19 protein-coding genes are annotated in these 20373 nt (G+C 46.5%); all 19 read left to right on the forward strand.

Going from position 1 to position 20373, the window contains the following annotated elements; translation table 11 throughout:
• The first annotated feature begins 53 nt into the window (after positions 1–53).
• The 19 genes from DWZ82_RS05020 (at position 54) to DWZ82_RS05100 (ending at position 20365) form a co-directional block, all read left to right on the forward strand.
• A complete protein-coding gene (locus DWZ82_RS05020) occupies positions 54–2171 on the forward strand; it encodes a hypothetical protein (RefSeq protein WP_118479216.1) in 2118 nt (705 codons plus the stop codon).
• A complete protein-coding gene (locus DWZ82_RS05025; RefSeq protein WP_118479218.1) occupies positions 2168–4642 on the forward strand; it encodes a hypothetical protein in 2475 nt (824 codons plus the stop codon). Before DWZ82_RS05020 ends, DWZ82_RS05025 begins: the two co-directional genes overlap by 4 nt.
• 7 nt (positions 4643–4649) lie before the next feature.
• A complete protein-coding gene (locus DWZ82_RS05030) occupies positions 4650–5264 on the forward strand; it encodes a hypothetical protein (protein ID WP_243022882.1) in 615 nt (204 codons plus the stop codon).
• A 236-nt stretch (positions 5265–5500) separates the two neighbouring features.
• The gene (locus tag DWZ82_RS05035) at positions 5501–6190 is read left to right on the forward strand and encodes a response regulator transcription factor (protein WP_039959333.1); all 690 of its coding nucleotides are present in this window, start codon (positions 5501–5503) and stop codon (positions 6188–6190) included.
• Positions 6187–7218, forward strand: a complete 1032-nt coding sequence (locus DWZ82_RS05040; RefSeq protein ID WP_118479222.1) for a sensor histidine kinase — start codon at positions 6187–6189, stop codon at positions 7216–7218. The genes DWZ82_RS05035 and DWZ82_RS05040 overlap by 4 nt, the downstream gene beginning before the upstream one ends.
• Positions 7219–7346: 128 nt before the next feature.
• Positions 7347–7607 (forward strand): hypothetical protein, encoded by a 261-nt coding sequence (locus DWZ82_RS05045; protein WP_080908638.1) that lies wholly within the window; start codon positions 7347–7349, stop codon positions 7605–7607.
• A 112-nt stretch (positions 7608–7719) separates the two neighbouring features.
• Positions 7720–8385, forward strand: a complete 666-nt coding sequence (locus DWZ82_RS05050) for an ABC transporter ATP-binding protein (protein WP_118024200.1) — start codon at positions 7720–7722, stop codon at positions 8383–8385.
• 14 nt (positions 8386–8399) lie between these two features.
• The gene (locus DWZ82_RS15540) at positions 8400–9506 is read left to right on the forward strand and encodes an ABC transporter permease (RefSeq protein ID WP_243022883.1); all 1107 of its coding nucleotides are present in this window, start codon (positions 8400–8402) and stop codon (positions 9504–9506) included.
• 75 nt (positions 9507–9581) lie between these two features.
• Positions 9582–10784 (forward strand): ABC transporter permease, encoded by a 1203-nt coding sequence (locus tag DWZ82_RS15545; protein ID WP_243022884.1) that lies wholly within the window; start codon positions 9582–9584, stop codon positions 10782–10784.
• A gap of 77 nt (positions 10785–10861) precedes the next feature.
• On the forward strand, positions 10862–13243 hold the full coding sequence (locus DWZ82_RS05060) for an FtsX-like permease family protein (protein WP_118479224.1): 2382 nt from the start codon (positions 10862–10864) through the stop codon (positions 13241–13243).
• Positions 13244–13375: 132 nt separating this feature from the next.
• Positions 13376–13699, forward strand: coding sequence for a PadR family transcriptional regulator (locus DWZ82_RS05065; protein ID WP_002578897.1), 324 nt, complete (start codon positions 13376–13378; stop codon positions 13697–13699).
• Complete coding sequence (locus tag DWZ82_RS05070; protein WP_002578898.1) at positions 13696–14283, forward strand: DUF2812 domain-containing protein; 588 nt, start codon at positions 13696–13698, stop codon at positions 14281–14283. The genes DWZ82_RS05065 and DWZ82_RS05070 overlap by 4 nt, the downstream gene beginning before the upstream one ends.
• Positions 14284–14295: 12 nt before the next feature.
• The gene (locus tag DWZ82_RS05075) at positions 14296–14715 is read left to right on the forward strand and encodes a nuclear transport factor 2 family protein (protein WP_118479226.1); all 420 of its coding nucleotides are present in this window, start codon (positions 14296–14298) and stop codon (positions 14713–14715) included.
• Positions 14716–14742: 27 nt separating this feature from the next.
• Positions 14743–14916, forward strand: coding sequence for a hypothetical protein (locus tag DWZ82_RS15100; protein ID WP_158575090.1), 174 nt, complete (start codon positions 14743–14745; stop codon positions 14914–14916).
• A gap of 121 nt (positions 14917–15037) precedes the next feature.
• A complete protein-coding gene (locus DWZ82_RS05080) occupies positions 15038–15454 on the forward strand; it encodes a DUF523 domain-containing protein (protein WP_077138745.1) in 417 nt (138 codons plus the stop codon).
• 136 nt (positions 15455–15590) lie between these two features.
• Entirely contained in the window at positions 15591–16259 is a 669-nt protein-coding gene (locus tag DWZ82_RS05085) for a response regulator transcription factor (protein WP_118479228.1), read from the forward strand.
• Positions 16256–17269, forward strand: a complete 1014-nt coding sequence (locus tag DWZ82_RS05090; protein ID WP_118479230.1) for a sensor histidine kinase — start codon at positions 16256–16258, stop codon at positions 17267–17269. The genes DWZ82_RS05085 and DWZ82_RS05090 overlap by 4 nt, the downstream gene beginning before the upstream one ends.
• Before the next feature lie 101 nt (positions 17270–17370).
• The gene (locus DWZ82_RS05095; protein WP_118479232.1) at positions 17371–18138 is read left to right on the forward strand and encodes an ABC transporter ATP-binding protein; all 768 of its coding nucleotides are present in this window, start codon (positions 17371–17373) and stop codon (positions 18136–18138) included.
• Positions 18128–20365 carry an FtsX-like permease family protein gene (locus tag DWZ82_RS05100; protein ID WP_118479234.1) on the forward strand — a complete coding sequence of 746 codons (2238 nt, stop codon included), beginning with the start codon at positions 18128–18130 and terminating at the stop codon, positions 20363–20365. Before DWZ82_RS05095 ends, DWZ82_RS05100 begins: the two co-directional genes overlap by 11 nt.
• Positions 20366–20373 lie beyond the last annotated feature (8 nt).

Genomic DNA, 20373 nt, shown 5'->3' on the forward strand with positions numbered 1-20373 from the left:
TGCGGCTCTCTCCCCATATCTTTTATGGAAGATTTCAGGTAGGAGGGATTTTAATGCATATCGACAGGATACCGGTTTACCGGGTATATCAGAGGGCTATTGATTTGGAGCTTTACCATGCCTTTGCCGAATTGGTAGTACAGACTTCTCAGGACGATACGGCGAGAAGGACTTACCGACAAACAAGGGCGATGCAGATATGGCAGGGGGAAACGGATGTGTCCGGCTATTTTGAACCATATCATCTGCGTTATCCTGGCGAGGTGTTGGAGCGGTTTGAGGAAAAACTGGGCAATGATGTCCGAGTTCTCCGCGCTCTGGCCCTGGCGCTGGGAAATACCTGTGCGATCCAGTCTGACAATATGTTTGTGGGCAATCAGCGGGGAGCATTCCTCCAGAAATTGCGGCGATCTGCCGGAGAAGATGTGTACCTGCAGGGCGCTCTGTATCTTTTGGAAACAGATGCGGCACAGCGCCATGCCCTGTTGGAGAAACTGGCAGAAAGAGAGTGTACGAGAACGGAAGAAGCCCTGTTTGTACTGTCGTTATTTGATGATAGGGAACATGGCTATGAGGTGATGCATACCCAACTCAGTCATCTATTCACACAAAATCGGACACTTTCACTGGTATATGATTTTGGTGTGCTGGAATGGTTCATCCGGTTCTATGAAGAGCAGGCAAAGAAATACCGCGGGAAAGCCGACCTGGTGCTGCGCACGCTGATGAAACTGCCATATATGAATATGAAGCCCGACAGCCGCGAATTTTCGGTTTTGACTAAAGCAGGGTATCGCTGCGATGAAATCATTTTGGCAAACTCTCTCGCTGTATGGGCGGACAGGCTGCCGGACCGGTTGAGTTCCAAGAGCATCACTGCCGAGAAAATCGCAACAGCGTGTGGGCGGATGCTTCTGAATGCTCCAAAGGATCTTTCGGAAGAATTTTACGAGTATCTTGGCTGGCTGTTTCAGTTCTATAACAGCTTTACGGTCAAGTACGAAGGATTTCAGGGACTCTGGGAAGCGGTTCAATATGGTTTGAACCCCACAGCACCGAAAACACTGTTATGGATGAATCAAACGATACAGAAGGATTTTCCGTACCGATTTGATGTGTTTGATCCTCAGTACGATAATCTGGCGAAGGAACTGGAGCGGGATAACTACATGGAGTTGTTTACCCTGCAGATGCTGCATTCCAGACAGACGATCCCTTTGAAACAGTGGCTTTCCAGATATCAGGAACTGACCGGAGCTGACTATGGAGAATATTTCAGAAGTTGGCATACGAACGGTAGGCGGGCATTTGCCTTTCTGGCGGAAAAGAAGGAAATCAATCTATGGGAGTTTTTCAAGCAGCATCGGCAAGATGGTGAAGATGCGCCACAACTGAAACTGCTGCGGGAGTATGCCCTGAGAATTTCAAGTTGGAGGTGTTTCCGGTTTGTAGAGAGGCTACTGGCTGAGTACACTTTTTCCCAACTTCAAACGATATTTGGCAAGCGGTTTTACTTTCACGAATGCTTTGTCAGGAGTGAGGGGTATTACAGCAGAAGGGAATATAAAACATACATCAGCCGTCCATTCCTATCTGCAGAGCAGCATCGACAGCTCTATGACTGGGTGGAGCGTTCAGTTTTCCAGACTGAGCCGGAAAAATATGAGGACTTCGTTTTAAGTGCCTTAAAAGCACCGGAGATCCAACGCCTTTATGATAAAAAAGCGCTGGCAGCGGTGTTGCGGCAGTTTTTGCTCCACAGGGAGTATAACGGCTATGAAATCAACCGGCTGAAGGAAACATTCTATTCCAAGGAAGAGTTGGAGGATGAGCACAGAGCCGAAGCTGAGAGAAAGGAGCAGGAAAAACGACTGGAGCAGGAAAAACGGACCATACAGAAACGGGAAAAGCTGCAGCAACTTTATAACGGCAGCGCCGAATCTCTTGTGAAATTCATAGGGGGATATTATTACAGGGATGAGAAGAAAGAGGTACTGGATATGGCATTTGATAAGTTAGTGGAATGGCCCGCCGGTTGTGTGCAGACAATGGATGCCAAAGATGCACACGCCTTTTTTGAGCTGTGTGGTGAACTGGTAGAGTCTGAACCCCGGCCAAGGCATGAGATTTTGAATATGGTACTGACAATGATCGGAGGTGAAGCAGCATGAGAAATACATTAAAACATCTGACCCTATTGACCAGAATGAAAGATGACGGATTGCTTCCGACGCTTACAGGCAGCTTTTCAGAGGATGCCATAGCGCAGGCATGTGGACAGGTGGAGACACTTCAATTACAGGAACGGCTGCACATCCGAAAGACAAAGCGGATACAGGAAGAACTGGTTCGGGTGCCGGACTTTGCAGCGCTCTATGGTGCGTTGTGCAGGCAGGAGATTGGCGATGAAGAAATTGCTTCAGCCTTAGAGTCGGCAGACGGGTATGGAGAGAGACTGACAGCGTATCCCCAAGAGCAGGTGCTGGCAGTCATGAAATTGGAACTGTTGCCTTCCCTGCGGTTTGAATACCTGAAATACTATTTTCCCTTTGTGATGTATGAAGAAGAGGAGCAGGTCATATTGGATAACCTGCAGACTTTTCCCATTGCGGAGTGGAAGGGACTTTCCATGCTGACGGAGCACCAGCGGGATATGATGCGGCAGCCGTTTCTTGGTTCGTATCTTTTTTGCTGGCATCAAAATGAACGGGAAGCTCTGGAACTGTTGGAACAGAATTGTCCGCTCCAGAGAGTCTGCATCTTGCTTTATCGGTATGGCGTGCGGCTGTTTCTGTCAGTAGAGCGACTGAAAGATCTCCGGTGGATGAAAATGACCGATGTGGGAAAATTCCGCCGGCTGTTGGCTGTATTTGAATATGACGCAGAGGATTTGTCTGCTTTTTTTGGCCTCTGGCTGGACAACCATGCCGGACAATATGACCTCAACTGGTTTATCTCCCAGCCACATCCTTTGAGCAAGGAACAGAGGGAAGAAATTTTATGCAACCAACTGAGTTATCTGAATGCTCTGTATGCCGGCAGGCTCCATCTGGATTTTAATGCTGTCCGGCAATTCCAGTTTTCAATTCTCATTTATGCGGTGGAACATAGAAAAAAGCATTTTTTGGAATTGGTGGATCAGAACAGTGAAGTGTTCCTGTCCTTGGGGCGATACTCTCTATTGTTTGAGCCGGGCTTTTGTGAGCACTGCAACATCAATTCCCTGACGCTGAAGAATTTGAAAGCCAGCGATTCTGTGAACCGCAGCGACAGCTTCTTTACGCTTCTGGAAGAAGGGCAGCAGTACACCTTTGAGGAAATGTATCAGCTTTGGCATCAGAAAGAGGTTTATGTCCGGTTATACACTATGCTGACACCTCTTTCCATAGATCAGCGTTTGCTGACGCTTCGGCAGCTGATAAAACGGGATCTGGTCAGCCAGTATACAGGAGATGCAGAGTTGGAGCAGCTTGGAAAATGTCTGTTGGAAAGGCCGTTTAGCGAATGGTATCGGGGTTCATTTGGACATATCTGTGGGCTGACCCGGCGGATTGCCATGGGGCTGCTGCAACACTATACGCAGCTGCAGGCATTCATACCGGATTTCACTACAGAGTCGGATGCGGTATTTACCCTCAATAATATGACGGCTCTTTTGGAAAGGACGGATTGGAAGCAGGTGCGGAAAGATATTCTGACAACAGATGCAGACTGGCTGGATCTAAAAGAAAAACTGGCATTTTCGGACGATTTTGTGGAGCAGAACCGGGAGACTGTCACGGAATTTTTACTGCAGGGCGGCGCGGCTATGGTACGCGCTCTCTATGGGGAACTGGACGGGCAGGAGCTGGCTGTTGAAGCGTTGCGACGGATCGTACAGGCTGAATTGATGGGCCAGTTCTATAAACTCAAATATTTTGCTGGTGACCTGCAGCGTGAGATTCGCTACCCTGTCAGCGAGATGCAGGAGAGCCTCTGGAAGAAAAATCTTTCGTTGGCGCGAGGTGCATTTTGGGCAGAAGAGGTGGATGATTTTTACCACACTCTGCGGCTTGGTGAACTTCCTCATAGTACCTGCTTGTCTTACCGTACTGGAAGCCAGAGGGAGTGCCTGTTAGCTGCCTTTGACTCTAATAAGAAGATTGTCCTTGTGAAAAAGGATGAAGCGGTGGTGGCTCGTGCCTGTCTCCGCTTGACAAAAGGTGCATTTCAAAAACCGCCTGCCGTCGATTTTTCTTTTGCTGATCTGTCGCAGGAGAACATGGATATCGGAAAGCCTGTTACCAGTGAGAAGCCTGTGCTGTTCCTGGAGAGTATCTATACTTTCGGACTCAATGATATTGAAAAAGAGGAAGTAATGAAACTGGCAGTTTCCCTAACGACACAGAAAGCGGCAGAGCTGGGTGTTGTGGCAGTACTTGCAAGACGGTATCTGGGCTGCTATGAACGGGATGAGTATGTGCTTGCACCGTTCTATGTGTACATCTCAAAATCCAAAAACGGATGGCAGTATCTGGACTCTCTGGGAGGAGCAGCATATACCTCAGCAAAAGAGGAGTATGTAGAGCATCCATTCCTGGTCATACAGACTGCCATGCATCATGCAGGAGCACATAACAGAAACGAGGTGGATTATGAATAATAGGACAATGGCAACAGTTTATGTGGATCGGGATAGTATTTCCCTCAAGACCCGTTCCAGAAGTGGCTGTTCGCCGCAGTACTTTATTATTTTGAAAAAGGAATTGCAGCGGCTGGAGGAGAAAAAGTATTTGATCACCAAAGATATCCATTCCTATGCAGAACTGCGGCTGTGTGATGCCGTAGGCGGTGCCAAAGTGCTAGAGTTTTCCTTCACATGGCTGAAGGATGCTGGCAGAGACAGCGTTTCCGGTTATACCGAGCGAATAAGACTGCCTTATGAGCCGTTCCGTTCATATGCGGCAGGTGAGGGAGAAACCGTTGATAGAACACGGTGGCGGCTGTTGTCCATTCCGGAACAGAACAGACCAACGCTGGAGTTTCACAGCCGGAAAAATCTCAAGGCTGTAGTGGAGAATCCTATCCTGCGGCACAAACTGGGGAAATTTCTGGATCAGCATTTTAACTGGTACAACTACGAACGCATCGTCCTGACAGATGATTACTTGCCTTACAGCTTCTTTTTTGAGGGCTACATGGTACAGGGCACAAAGACCTGTGGCGGAGTAATCCTGCATGGTGAAGAGAACATCCAAACGGCGAAATACGGGATACATACATAAAAACCTGTAGGAAGATTTTATACATAGTTAACACCGCCGCAATCGTATAGTTTGCGGCGGTGTTCTTGTTGTCCAACATGACATTGAAACTATTGTATGTATTCATATTTTTATTCTTGTGCTGAAAAGTAGGCTATCCTATAATTAAAAAGAAAAATATCTGATTAGGACATTTCTGTAACATTTTGTGTTTATCCTATCAGTATAGTTGAAAAATAAGGAAGGAAGTGAATGTCTTGAAGAAGATTCTAATTGTAGAGGACGATCAGCTTTTGAATCGGACATTGGCATACAATCTGACCTCTGATGGATATGAGGTCATTTCTGTTTTTAATTTTGACAGCGCGGTAAGAAAGCTGCGGGAAAATGAATTTGATGTGGCACTGTTGGATATTAACCTGCCCGATGGCAGCGGACTGGATCTGTGTGAAGAAATCCGGAATCGCGGTCAGCATACCTATATCATCTTTATCACAGCCAATGATAAGGAGAGCGATATGCTCAAGGGATATGAAGTCGGCGGCGCGGATTATGTGACTAAGCCCTTTTCTGTGACAGTGCTTTGTAAAAAAGTGGCGGCGGTTTTTGCAAATCTGGAGCTGCGGACACCTCGGCATGATCTGTTTGACGATGGCTTTCTGAAAATCGACTTCTCCGAACAAAGTGCGTCCCTTGCCGGAGAATCCCTGGACTTTACACCGAAGGAATACCGCACCCTGTTCCTGTTCGTAAAGAACCCCCGGATTATTCTGACCAAGCGGCAGATTTTAGAGAAGCTGTGGGACATTGATGGAGACTTTGTGGATGAGCATACTCTAACGACGATCATCAGCCGTATCCGCAAAAAAATCGAAACAGATGAGCGGAAATATATTAAGACAGCTTATGGAATGGGATACCAGTGGATCGGCGGTGAGCCACGATGAAGCTGCAAAATTTATCTGTCAGGGTATTTTTGAGAAAAATTGTGGCGGGGACTCTGCTCACTGCCGCTTTGCTGCTGTTGATTTTTTTCCTGTTGACGAAAGATGTGCGTGTTGTCATCTGCGGCATTATTTTGACAGCTGCATTTTACATTTGGGGCATGGTTTTTCTGCACTATTTTCAAAAGAAACTTTCTCTGTTCACCGATGGTTTGTGCCAGACATTGGATCACATGATGGACAGTACAGACCGGCCCCAGGTAGACTATGAAGCGGAAACACTGCTGTCTCGGATTAGCCATCGTCTGGAACGGCTCTATAATGTGATGCAGAAAACCAGACATACGGCAGAGGGAGAAAAGGAAGAACTGCAATCCCTAGTATCAGATATTTCCCACCAGACCAAAACCCCCATCGCAAATTTGAAGCTGATCAACGATACCATGCTGACACGGCCATTGACAGAAGAAAAGCGCAAGGAGTTTTTGCAGGCCACAGGCACGCAGCTGGATAAATTGGATTTTCTCATTCAGGGAATGGTGAAAACCTCCCGTTTGGAAACGGGTGTCATTACGCTGGAGAAACAGGATGCTGTGATCGGGGATACGCTGGTGAGCGCCATCAATGGTGTTTTGGCTCCGATGGAACAAAAAGAGATCAGCCTGTCGGTGGACTGCCCATCTGATTTGACAATATCCCATGACAGCCGCTGGACTTCCGAAGCATTGTTTAACATTCTGGATAATGCGGTAAAGTACACCTCTGCTGGTGGCAGCATTCAGGTGAGGGTACGGGATTGGGAGATGTATTTGAGGATAGATGTGACGGATACAGGCAGAGGCATCCCGGAGCATTCTCAGGGCACGATCTTCAAACGCTTCTATCGGGATGAAGCGGTGCATGATATAGATGGGGTCGGAATCGGCTTATACCTTGCCCGAGAGATCATTACCATGCAGGGGGGCTATATTACCGTCGAGTCTAAAGTTGGGGAAGGATCAACTTTTTCCGTGTTCCTGCCCATAAAATAATTCTGAGGCAGTCTGTTTTGGCAGGCTGCCTTTTTTGAAAAATTTTTAGAGGACAATGGATTTTAGGACAATTCTGCAACATTTGGGATTTATGCTGACAGCAACATCATGAATTTGGAGGTGGCCTTATGGAAATCACAAAGACATTACTCATCAATGCAGCTTGCTTGCTGATCCCGCCGGTTGTTGTTGTGCTGCTGCTCCGGCACTTCTTTCCAAGAAAAATTAGATGGTCGGCTGGTGTGGTGGCTCTGGTAGATCTGGTGATCTTCTGGACAGATATTTTTTATTATGAGAGCGTTTGGCTGACGCTGTTTTTTGTTGTAATTCAGTTAGCAATGGTTTTGCTTATATCTATCCGGCTTTATAAAAAAGACACACGAAAATGAATTGTCCTAAAATTGAAGCAATTCATTATGGATTTTCATACCCTTTAGGACAATTCTGCAACATTTGCCCTTTACCCTATACTCAACAAATTAAGAAAGGCAGGTAACTGTTATGAAAATTTTGCAGACAACTGATCTTAAAAAATACTACGGCACAGAGCCGAACATTACCCGCGCCCTGGATGGCGTGAACTTTTCTGTGGAGGAGGGCGAATTTGTGGCGGTGGTCGGCACTTCCGGCTCCGGTAAGTCCACCCTGCTTCACATGATGGGCGGTCTGGACACACCCACCTCCGGCAGCGTGATGGTGCGGGATAAGGAGCTGGCGAAGATGAACGACGAGCAGCTTACCATATTCCGTCGCCGCAATATCGGCTTTATTTTCCAGAACTACAATCTGGTGCCAATCCTAAATGTGTATGAAAACATCGTCCTGCCGGTGGAGCTGGATGGGGATACGGTGGATCAGAAATTCATGGCGGATGTGGTGTCCATGCTGGGACTGGAGGATAAGCTGAAGAATATGCCAAACAACCTCTCCGGTGGACAGCAGCAGCGTGTGGCAATCGCCCGCGCGCTGGTGTCAAAGCCCGCTATCGTCCTTGCCGATGAACCCACCGGAAACCTGGACAGCAGGACCAGCGCCGATGTGCTGGGGCTTTTGCAGAGAACAAGCCGTGAATTTAACCAGACGCTGGTGATGATCACACATAATGATGCCATTGCCCAGCTTGCAGACCGTATTGTACGGATCGAGGATGGCAAAATCGTTGGATAAAGGAGGTGGCAGACATGACATTGCCTTTTGAAAATGACACAGGGCCGGTTATTAAAAGACTGGCGGCAAGGAGTATTCAGACAGACAAGCGGCGCAACCTGTTTGTGATCGTAACGATCGCTCTGGCGGCTGCTTTGATGGCGGCGATTTTCTGCGCAGGAGCGGGAAATGACAGAAAACTGGAGGCGGATCTCCGGGGACAGTATCAGGCGGTTGTGGTGAATTGTGACCGTGATACGATTGAAAGACTGAAAGACTGCCCGGAAGTGGAACGCTGGGGTCTTTCCCAGAATTACGGTTCCGCCCGCTATGGTGACAGCGTTCTGACTGTGGAGTATGCGGATGCCAACTGGATGGAATTGGGGAAGAAACCTTCCTTTACCGGGACGCTTCCGCAGGCTGCCAATGAAATTCTGGTAGAACGGGCATTTCTTGATTATTTTGAAATCCCCGCAGAAGTCGGGCAGACCATAGAAGTGAATCTTGGAAACGGAAAGCAGACCTATACCGTCAGCGGTATCATGGATGTGGAGAATGACTCCCGTATGTTCCAGCTTTATGTATCTGAAGCATTTGTGGAGGAGATGGCGCAGGGAGAGCCGCTGTTTGAATTTCGGCTTCGTTATACCGGTGCTGATGATATGGAGCTGGAGCAGCTCAAGGCGGGTATTGCAGCATTCCTTTCTGCCAACGATGTCTCAGAGGATCAGATTTTTTACAGTTCCAACTATTTCGATATGCAGGGCTTTAAGTCCGGCGTGATGAAATATTACATTCCCGTGGCAATCCTTTTGCTGGTTGCCTGTGCCGTGGTCATTTACAGTATCTTTTTCATTTCCGTAAAGGGCAAAATGCGGGAATATGGACGCCTGAAAGTGATCGGCACAACACCAAAACAGATCCGGCGGATCGTGCGGCGGGAGGGATTGCTGTTATCTCTTTGCGGTATCCCGCTGGGGCTTTTGGTTGGAGGGGCTATCGGGTTTGCTATTTTCCCGGCACATTGGAGCTGGATGGGCAATCTGCCCTATCTGGCTGCGACCGCAGCAGCCTGCGCCCTGACGGTATTTCTGTCCATTCATGCGCCTGTCCGCATGGCGGCGAGGGTATCCCCCATCTAAGCGGTCCGCTCCAGTGGTTATGAAACGGCAACAGACCGGAAGGATCAGAAAAACCACCGCATTACGCCGTTCTCTATGGCACAGATGAACTTTAGGCGGAGCAGGAAAAAGACGGTCATCACCCTGGTATCTCTCGGGTTGACGGGTGTGTTTTTGGTAACAGCCGCTACGGTACTTAACTCCATCAGCCCCGAAAAGATGGCGATAGAAGCCATGGGAGATCACTGTAACTATGAGGTCAGCTGGATGGATTCGGGAGGCGCGGAAGGCTTGCCTGCCATCGCGCGGGAAAATCCACTGACAGAAGAACTTCGTCAGGAGCTTCTTGCCATAGATGGTGTGGAATCTATCACCAGCCATGAAGTAACATCCGCAACGGTGAAATTCCCCCAGGAAAGTGTTGCGTTAAAGTTCCCTGTATTTGACAGAGAGCAGATGGAACAATGGCTGCCAGAGGAAAATCTGGAACAAGGCAGCGCAGATTATGAGGAGCTTGCCGCAAACAACGGTGTGGTCGTGACTGATTCGGAAGATCATCTTTTAAGTATGTTTTATGGCTATACGCCTGCTGTTGGGGATGTGCTGACCTTTGAATCCATGGACGGTAAGGCCATAGAAGTAACGGTCATGGGGATTGCGAAACCGTCAGTGACATCGGGCACCGGCGCATGGGGCCTGTTTACCCTTACAGAAGAACTGGCCGATCAGCTCTACCCGGACATTGAGAACAGAGAGGCTGTTTGGAATGTCCATACATCGGAGGACTCGGATGCGCTCAGGGCGTCTATTTTCAGCCTGCTGGAAAATCCGGTGCTGACGGTCTTTTCCAGAGCAGACCATGCGGCATCCCTGGAATCGCAGCTAAAGATGATGACCCGCGGTGTTTATCTGCTGCTGGCATTCCTGTTTGTGTTCTCCATGGTAAATCTGGTCAACACCCTGATGACCAATCTGCTGGCAAGGCAGCAGGAGCTTGGGATTTTGCAGTCTGTGGGAATGACCGGAAAGCAGGTTTCCCGTATGCTGATCGCAGAATGCCTGTGGTACGCAGGGGTTACGGTATTTTTGTCGGTTGGCATTGGCGGAATCCTGGGCTGGATTTTTGACTATGTGATCAGCAGCTTTAATATTTTTGGGGAACTGTCCTATCAATTCCCTTTGATGGAAACGGTTGTTTTTGTTCTGGCACTTTTGGTCGTGACCGGAATCTTCTCTTTGGTTGCTGTCCGTTACTCTAAACGGCTTTCCCTTGTAGAGCGGATCAAGACCATGGACTAACCAGAGGCGGCGGCTTCCGATGTGAAGCCGCCGCTTTGCTGACAGCAGAAATATAAGACTTAAAGGAGATGATCAAAATGACAGTACCATTTGAAAATGATACAGGAAATATTGTCAGGAAACTGGCAAGAAAGAGTTTGAAAAGCGAAAAACGCCGGAATTTGATGGTGGTGATCGCCGTTGCGCTGGCATCCTGTCTGATCTGTTTTTCGATTGTGATGGCTTTGTCTACCCGGCAGATAGAGAAAAATCATGTGGAGGATACCTATGAGGCGGTCTATACCAGAATTACCGAAGAAGATGTGTCCACCCTGAAGGGGCTGGATGACTTCTCAAGGGTAGGAGAGTATTACATGCTGGCTGTGGAACCTACGGAGCAGGGATACAATGCCTCCTATATTTATTGTGATGAGGAAACGATGTATATTGCCCGTGACCAGATGAAGCTGCTGGAAGGCCGACTGCCCCAAAAGGAGGATGAGGTGGTGGTGAGCCGTTATTTCCTTTCCAACTATGGTGCAGACGCCGGGATTGGCGAAAAGGTTATGCTAAGCAGCGAGAGCTTTCACGGAGAATACACGGTGACTGGCATTATGGAAGGCTATAAGGAAAAAGAGGTAAATGGATCTTCCATCCTTCTTTCCAAAGAAGCCCTGAAAGGATGGAGCGGCTATGACCCCGCTGATTATCGTGCCTATGTGCATTTTAAGAATGAGCAGCAAATGGATGAAACAGAGCTGACTGCCCGCAGCCGGGAGATTGCCAAGGAATATCAGCTGGAAATGCCGATCATGAACCTCAGCTATATGAAGTTCTATAAGCAGCCTGTGAATGTCAGTATGCTGGCGCTGGTTGCCGGAATTGCAGTTCTGGTCATCATCGGAGGGTATGTTGTGATACAAAGTATCTTCCGAATTTCTATCAATGACAAAATCCAAAGTTATGGACAACTGCGGACTATCGGAACAACGCCAAAACAGATCCGCCGTATTGTCAAAAAAGAAGGCCGTTTCTTAGGATGGGCTGGCATTGGTATCGGTATTTTGCTGGGATGTGCAGCCGGGTTTGCGCTGTTTCCCCGTGGGTTTCATCTGCCATTTTATGTTGCTGCGATTGTTTTGACTGCACTGCTTGGCTGGTTTATGGTATCCATTGCGATCCGCAGACCGGTAAAGATTGCCGCCGGTATCTCCCCGATTGAAGCAGTCCGCTTTACCGGCAATCAGAGCGGAAAGACCCACACACATAAGAAGAATATGCGGTTAAATCCCCTCTCCATGGGAATTGCAAATTTCAGGCGTGACCGCAAAAAGACGATCAGTATCGTGGCTTCCCTGAGTCTGGGCGGGGTGATCCTTTTGGTGACAGCTTCTATTCTTTTGGTTCGTTCGCCGGAGCGGATCGCAAGACAGTATTTCCCGGATGGGGATTATAAAATCTATATCCATTCTGAAAAAACAGAATATGAGGTAATGTCAAAAGGAAATCCTTTGAATGAAGCGCTTCGGCAGGAAGTGCTGGCCGTAGACGGCGTAACAGATGTGATAGAGAATCGTCAGGCGGTTCATGTGCGGTTTGAAAATGAGGAGAGTTCTTCCGGCGGAATGTGTGATCTGTTGAGTGACCGAAACAGGGATCAGATGGAAGCGGCGCTTGTGTCCGGAACTTTACCTCAAGATTCCCATAGTATTGCACTCGATATGGAATATGCAGAAGATATGATCGGTGTAGATGTGGGGTCAGTTATAAAACTTACCATAGGGGATCAAGAGATTCCTGTCACTGTTTCCGGTCTGTTCATAAACGATGGGCTTAAAAATGGTCATGGTCCTCTGGCATTGGACAGCACCTGCATGGTTGCAACCGAAGAGCTGTTTCAGGAAGCAATGCCTATGATTGATTGTTTTGATTATTCCTGGAGCATTGTCAGCGATCCCCAAAAGGCGGAGCAGATTGAAAACAGTCTGAGTGCGATCATTTCTTCCAATCCGGATCTTGACTTGGATACCATTGGGATACATAAGGATTATGAGGAAATGGAAAACCGGGTCGTTTTTGGAGGGTTTCAGGCGCTGTCCTGGCTGGTATTTCTCTTTGGCGTGGTTAATCTCATCAACACCACCCTCTCCAATCAGATGTCCAGAAAGAGGGAAAACAGCGTCTTTCGTGCCATCGGTCTGACCAGAAAACAGCTCTGTCAAATGACCATCTATGAGGGAATTTGCTATGCGTTTTCTGCTGCGTTGGCAACCCTGGCAGTCGGCCTCCCGATTGCAGTGATATTTGCCCGAAAATTCAGCGAAATGACTTTCCATGTAGCAATGCCATATTCCTTCCCCTTCCTGCAAATGGGGCTGTTCGTTCTGGTACTGTTTGGCCTGGAGGTGATTCTGTCCTTCTGGACAATGCGCAGGCAGAAAAATCAATCGCTTGTGGAAGAAATGCGAGCGATGGAATAAGCATATAGGATCGGCGGGGCGGCGTGTGCTGCCCCGCTTTTTAAGTTTGCTGTTATATTTTGGATCGTTATTGACTTCTATTACGGTTAGTGATATATTTATTACAGTAACCGTAATAAGGAGGCAGGTGTTATGCGAGACAATGCGAAAGGCGGTGCGCTCACAGAGGTGACATTCTTTATTTTGCTCTCCCTTTATACCCCGAAACATGGATATGCTGTTATGCAATTTATTGAAGACAATACAAAAGGGCGGCTCACGCTGGGGGCAGGTACTTTATATGGTGCGTTGAACTCGTTGCAGGAAAAAGGCTGGATTGCACCTTTTGGAGATAGTGCGGGACGGAAAAAAGAATATCTCATTACAACGCAAGGAAAAGAAATTGCAGAAAAGGAGCTGATAAGGCTCAATGAACTTGTAGGCGTGGCTAATGGAATTATTGGAGGTGCGGTATGAGCAAAAAGTATTATCGTTTCTTTGGCGGTTTGTTGACTGCCCAGGAACATTGGCTGAATAAAATGTCTGAAAAGGGCTATCGTCTGATTCGGGCGGAAAAAATGTTGTATGAATTTGAGGAGTGTAAACCGGATCAGGTAAAATACTGCGTGGAGTTTATCGGGCAAAAATCGAAGGCCAACGCATCCGATTATCATGAGTTTTTAGAGGGGATGGGTTACAAAGTATTTTATAAAAACATCAACCTGAACTACTCTGTTGGTAAAGTACGCCTACGGCCATGGGCTGAAAAAGGCGGACGCATAGCAACAAATGCCACCACCTTTAATCGGGAACTGTTGATCGTAGAAAAAGATAATGACGGTAAGCCGTTTGAACTTCATACTTCTTATGAGGACAAGGAAAACTATTACAGAAATCTGCGTAATCCGTGGTTGCTGATATTGCTCATGTTCGCAATATTTGCGGTTGCAAAATGTTCGGTAGTTTTTGGTGTGCTTGCCCTGGTTTCTCTGATTCCTGTTCTCGTATATCAAACCCAGGTTATGCAGAACAAACGCGAAGGTAAGACAAAAGAATGGTGAGGTGTTTATATCATGAATGAACGAGAAAAAACAATCCGATTATGGTTTGATATGTGGCTCAATCAGCAGGATATGGGGATTGATGATATTTTTACAGAAGATGTGATCTATACAGAAAGCTGGAGTCCCCAGTATAACAACCGAAAAACAGTAAAGCATTGGTTTCAGGAATGGAATACCCGTGGCAAGGTGGTTATTTGGGAAATCAAGCAATTTTTTCATAAGGAAGATCAAACGATTGTGGAGTGGTATTTCAAAAATGAAATGAACAATGGAAGTATAGAGGAATTTGATGGAATATCGCTGGTTGAATGGACAGAGGATAATAAAATAAAGGCATTAAAAGAATTTGGGTGTAATCGCAATACCTATAATCCATACCAGGAAGGCGATACCCCTCAATTCAAAGCAGAAAAAGCGAATTGGTTTTGAATTGAGTGCTTATGGAGGTAAAATATAATGTATCGGACAGAATTAGTAGAAGGAATTACCGTGGAAAATGTAACAGAGAAAATCAATGCAAAAATAGAAGAAATGGAAAAGGAAAGCTATCGACTTGTTACGATGTCTTTTTGGGGAACCGAAAGAGCTGTACTGGTTTTCAAAAAAGGGTTAAAGGGTAGTTTGCTTTAACACATAGTTTGCTTTTGAACTGTCGTCTATGGTGCGTTGACAGACTGGTAATCTCGACTATTCGTTAAAGGACTTTATTGTGGACTGTTCGAGCAAGCCATTGGGCTTTGAGGTGACAAATATGAAAGTATTGGTTAGTGCCTGTATTATGGGAGAGAACTGTAAATATAATGGGAAAAACAACAAAAATTCAGCAGCTATCCATTTTTTAAAAGATAAAGAAGTGATTTCTATCTGCCCGGAAGTATTAGCAGGAATGGAAACTCCCAGACCCTGCGCAGAAATTGTGAATGGGAGAGTAGTTGATGAAAACGGAAATGATGTTAGTTTAGAATATAATAAGGCAGTGGCAGTTGCATTATCGAAAATTCAGAATGAAGAGATTGATTTAGTTATATTACAATCCAGAAGCCCTACCTGTGGTGTTAATCAGATATATGATGGTAGCTTCACTGGAAAGTTAGTTTCTGGAATGGGTTTGTTTGCAAAGGCATTAAAACAAAAAGGATATCATGTCATTGATGTTGAAGAAATATAAGTTTACCATTTTTCATTTGTTGAGGGATAAGGTTCCTAACGCATTAAGGCTGCATTTTTATATTCGCCTGATGCAAATGTCAATGGGAGCATGAGCGACTATATCATAGAATATTATTTTTTTCACGGAGGCTGATATGAAAGAAAAAATATTGATAATAGAAGATGATCCGTTGATACGGAATGAATTGAAAACGCTGCTGCAAAGCAATGGCTATGAAGCGGCGGCTCCGGAAGATTTTTCTGATGTGATTGATCGGATCAAAGCCGAACAGCCACACTTGATTTTACTGGACATCAAGCTACCGGGAACCAGTGGCTTTTCTCTCTGCACCGAGGTTCGCACATTTTCCGAGGTGCCGATTATTTTTGTGACAAGCTGCAACACGGATATGGACGAACTAAATAGCATCATGCTGGGTGGGGACGCTTTTATCACGAAGCCCTATAACACAGCGATCCTGCTTGCAAAAATCGCTTCCCTGCTGAAGAAAGCCTATCCCGCACAGCAACGGGAGCAGATCGTCTATGGAGATGCGGTGCTGCATCTGGAATCCAGTAGTTTGGACTATAATGGACAGAGCGTAGAACTTACCAAAAACGAATTGAAGATTCTCTATTACCTTTTCAAGAACGGAGGAAAAATCTGTTCTCGTGGAGATATGATTGAGTATTTGTGGGACAATCAGTTATATGTGGATGACAATGCTTTGAGCGTCAATATCAACCGCATCCGGGAAAAACTTGCGGGCATCGGCCTGACGGATTTTATCAAGACAAAGCACCGACAGGGGTACACGATATGAACAGCAGACGATATTGGAAAAACAGGCTGCCGTTTCTGCTGACGAACCTTGTTTGTATGGCTGCGCTCACTGTATTTCTGCTGGTGTGCGGCAATTCGGTTTCCGCAGTAGTATTGATCCTGATCGTATGGGCATTGATTTTGCTGACGGGACTTGTCCTCACTTACTGGAAACGAAAGCGGCAGATGCAAAAACTTCTGGATATGGCGGAGCAGCTCTCCGAGAGATACCTCATTTCCGAAGTGATGGAGCTGCCGGAACAGGCCGAGGATCAGGTTTACTATCAGCTTTTGAAAATGGCTGGAAAATCCATGTTGGAGCAGATCGGGGAGGTCGAGCGGGAACGCCTGGAGTACAAGGAATACATTGAACAATGGATTCACGAAATCAAAACGCCCATTACTGCCATGAAACTTCTATGTGAAAACCATCGGATGGACTGGACAAAAGAACTTCTGCTGGAACTGGAAAAGACAAATCGCTTTACCGAACAGGCTCTTTATTATGCCCGCAGTGAGCATACAGAGAAAGATTATTCTGTCCGGGAAATGGCACTGTCCCAAGTGGTGCATCAGGCGATTGCAGATAATAAATATCTGCTGCTCCAAAGTGGTATGCGTCTGGAAGTGGAGGAAATGCAGGACACGGTTTATTCAGATGAAAAGTGGGTGCGCTTTATTCTGAACCAACTGATTGCCAATGCGGTCAAGTATCGTACGGAACAGCCGGTTCTCCGCATTTCTACTCATAAACGGCAGGATCAGGTTGTTCTTGTCGTGGAGGACAATGGAATCGGGATTGCTGCGTCCGATCTGCCCCGTATCTTTGAAAAGGGATTTACCGGTCAGAATGGTCGTATGGTCCAGCAGTCCACAGGCATTGGCCTGTACCTATGCAAACGGCTTTGTGAAAAGCTGGGCATTGGCATTACGGCGGAGTCGTCGGAACATGGCACAGCAATTTCCCTTTCTTTTCATATTAACTGTTTGATTCATGAAGTGCAGAGCTGAGAACCGTTCTGCACTTCTTACATTTTTGTTAGAACTTTGTAAGAAAACTTGATACAAACGAAGCCGCTCTTATTTTACAATAGAGATCAGAGGTGATAACAATGAAAGAAATTTTGAAACTGGATCATATCCAAAAATATTATGGCAATAGTGGGAATGTTACAAAAGCAATTCAGGACATCAGCTTTTCCGTTCAGGAGGGGGAATTTGTAGGAATCATGGGAGCATCCGGTTCCGGCAAGACCACCCTGCTCAACTGTATTTCCACCATTGATACCGTCAGTGCGGGACATATCTATCTGGATGGGACCGATGTGACGGAAATCAATGAAAAACAGATTGCCCGGTTTCGCCGGGAAAATCTTGGATTTGTGTTCCAGGATTTTAACCTGCTGGACACGCTGACCATTTCGGAAAACATAGCCCTGGCGCTGACCATCAACAAGGTTCCAGCAGGCGAGATCGATGGACGGGTGCGGGAAATGGCCGGAAAGCTGAATATCATGGATATTCTGGATAAGTACCCATATCAGGTGTCCGGCGGCCAGAAGCAGCGGTGCGCCTGTGCCAGAGCCATTATCAACCAGCCTAAGCTGATTTTGGCGGACGAACCCACCGGCGCGTTAGATAGTCATTCGTCCCAGATGCTGCTTTCTACGATTCAGAGTATCAACGAAGATCTCGGAGCCACGATCCTGATGGTGACACACGACGCTTTCTCGGCAAGCTACGCCAATCGCATTCTCTTTTTGAGGGATGGCGCGATCTTCACGGAAATCCGTAAGGGTGGTGATTCCCGCAGGACTTTCTTTGAAAAAATCCTGGATGTCCTCACCATGATGGGAGGGGGCATGAGCGATGTACGCTAAACTCATTTTCAAAAATGCAAAGCGGTCTGTGAAGGACTGTTTGATTTATATTGTGACCATGACACTCTGTGTCACCCTGTTCTATGCGTTTTTGTCTATCAGCAGCACCCATTATCATCCGACCATTGGTGCGGAATATAATATTTCCCTGCTGGCTGGAGGTATGAAACTGGCAATTTGCGGGATTAGTCTGCTTTTGTTGTTCCTGATCCACTATGTCAATCGTTTCATGCTGAGAAAAAAACAATCGGAGTTTGCAGTTGAGGCAACCCTGGGAATGGAGCAAAAAACCATAGGACTGCTCTTTTTTGGAGAGACTTTTTTCCTGCTCATATTCTCTGTATCGGTGGGAATCCTTCTGGGGATGATCGTTTCTCAGGTCATTACGGCTATGCTGCTTGCTTCTTTTGGGGAACCCTACGCTTTTTCTTGGTCTTTTTTTCCAGATACCGTGCTACTGACCGTGGGCTTCTTTGTTATTTGCCAGATTCTGGTTGGAGTCGGGAATGTCAGAATTCTCAACAAAAGCAGGATTATTGAGCTTATGACGGCAAACCGTCAGAATGAAAAACCGCTTCATAAAAGCAGATGGATGCCGATGATCTGTATTTTCTATGGCATTATGCTGCTGTGGATGCTGGAGGTAGGTGCTGTAAAATATCATTTTTACTTCGATCCCAGACATCCGCTTCCTGTAAAGCTCATGTATTGGGGGAATGTCCTATTCCCTGCACTGACGCTGCTTTGGGCAATCGCAGGTGCTGTTTTACACAGAAAAATAGGATTTTCCCGATATCTTTGCGGGCTTCTGGCTGGTGCTGTATTGACCGCTATCCCGATTTTTTCCATCGCAGAACTGGAAAAAGCCTACTTCCTTGGATTTGACGCCCCAACTCTGAATCAATATTTGCTGTTTGGGGTTGCGGATATTTTGTTTATCATTTCCGCAGTCATTTATTTATCGAATGCGGCGCTCCTATACTGGAAGGAGTCTAAAGTGTCCTGCAAATATCACAATACGAGTTTATTTCTGTTTGGACAGCTTTCCTCTAAGCTGGCTACCAATACGAAAACGATGACGATAATTTGTGTGACCCTGACTTTTTCTATCTGCTTGTTTGTCATTGCGCCAGTTTTGACAGGATGGAGTCTGGGCTATTTGGATAGTCGGGCAGTCTATGATATTCAAATTTCAAGCCGCTACAACGATGTTTATGAAGTGGAAAATCTTCCGGATACAGACTATGGGGAAATTACTGCGTTCATAGAACAAAACAACATAGCGATAAAGGACGATTTGACTTTTTCGGAATATCTTCCCCAAAAAAGCGACTTTCACCAGCGGGTAAAGTACGATTTTCCTCCCTTGGCAATTGCACTGAAGGATTATAACGCTGTTCGGAAAATGTTGGGATATGAACCTATTATCTTACAAACGGATGAATTTGCTACCCACTGGCATCGTGCGGCAGAGGACAAGGATATTGAAAACTACATCGCTGAGCATACCTTACTGGAAACTGACGCAGGCACCCTGAAACTCAGTGAGAACGCCGTGTTTCAGGAGCCTGTGGGGGAATCCATCTATAATCTTTATACAGATGTGGTGTATATCATACCTGACGAGATAGCGCAAGTCTTGCTTCCGGTACAGAGCAACCGATTTGTGATGACCCAATATCCGCTTCCCTTCAAAACGGCAGAAATGCTGGAACAGCTTCTTGGGCGTTCTTATCCAGAAGATCCTGATAAAGACAATCTGGCAGGATACAGTACAACTGTCCATACTACGGAAGTGAACCGTATAATCGCCCTTAACTTTATCCTAAAAGCGTCCTTGATCTATGGTGCAATTGTGCTGATGGTGATGTGTCTTACCGTGCTGGCTCTTCAGCAGCTCCTAGATGCAGAAAAAAACAACTACAGATTTTCGGTTCTGCGAAAAATGGGAGTGGAAGAGAAGGACCTGCATACTTTGGTTCTAAAACAGCTTGGTGTTTGGTTTGGGATGCCGATCACAGCGGCAATCGTTGTAGCAATTATTGTGATTGGCTATTTTCTTCAAAATGTTTCTGCTGAAATCTCAGCTTATATTGGCTACGGAGCCTTGATGCGGCAAATAGGTATCATTGTCGGGATTTTCGCTTTGCTGCTGAGTTGCTATTTTCTCAGTACATGGCTGCTGTTCCAGCGTTCGATTCGCAGCAACTCCGATAGCGTAAGGTGATGGGAGGA

The organism is Butyricicoccus sp. AF35-5AC, from assembly GCF_003477715.1.
GTDB classification, from domain to species: Bacteria; Bacillota; Clostridia; order Oscillospirales; family Butyricicoccaceae; genus Agathobaculum; species Agathobaculum butyriciproducens.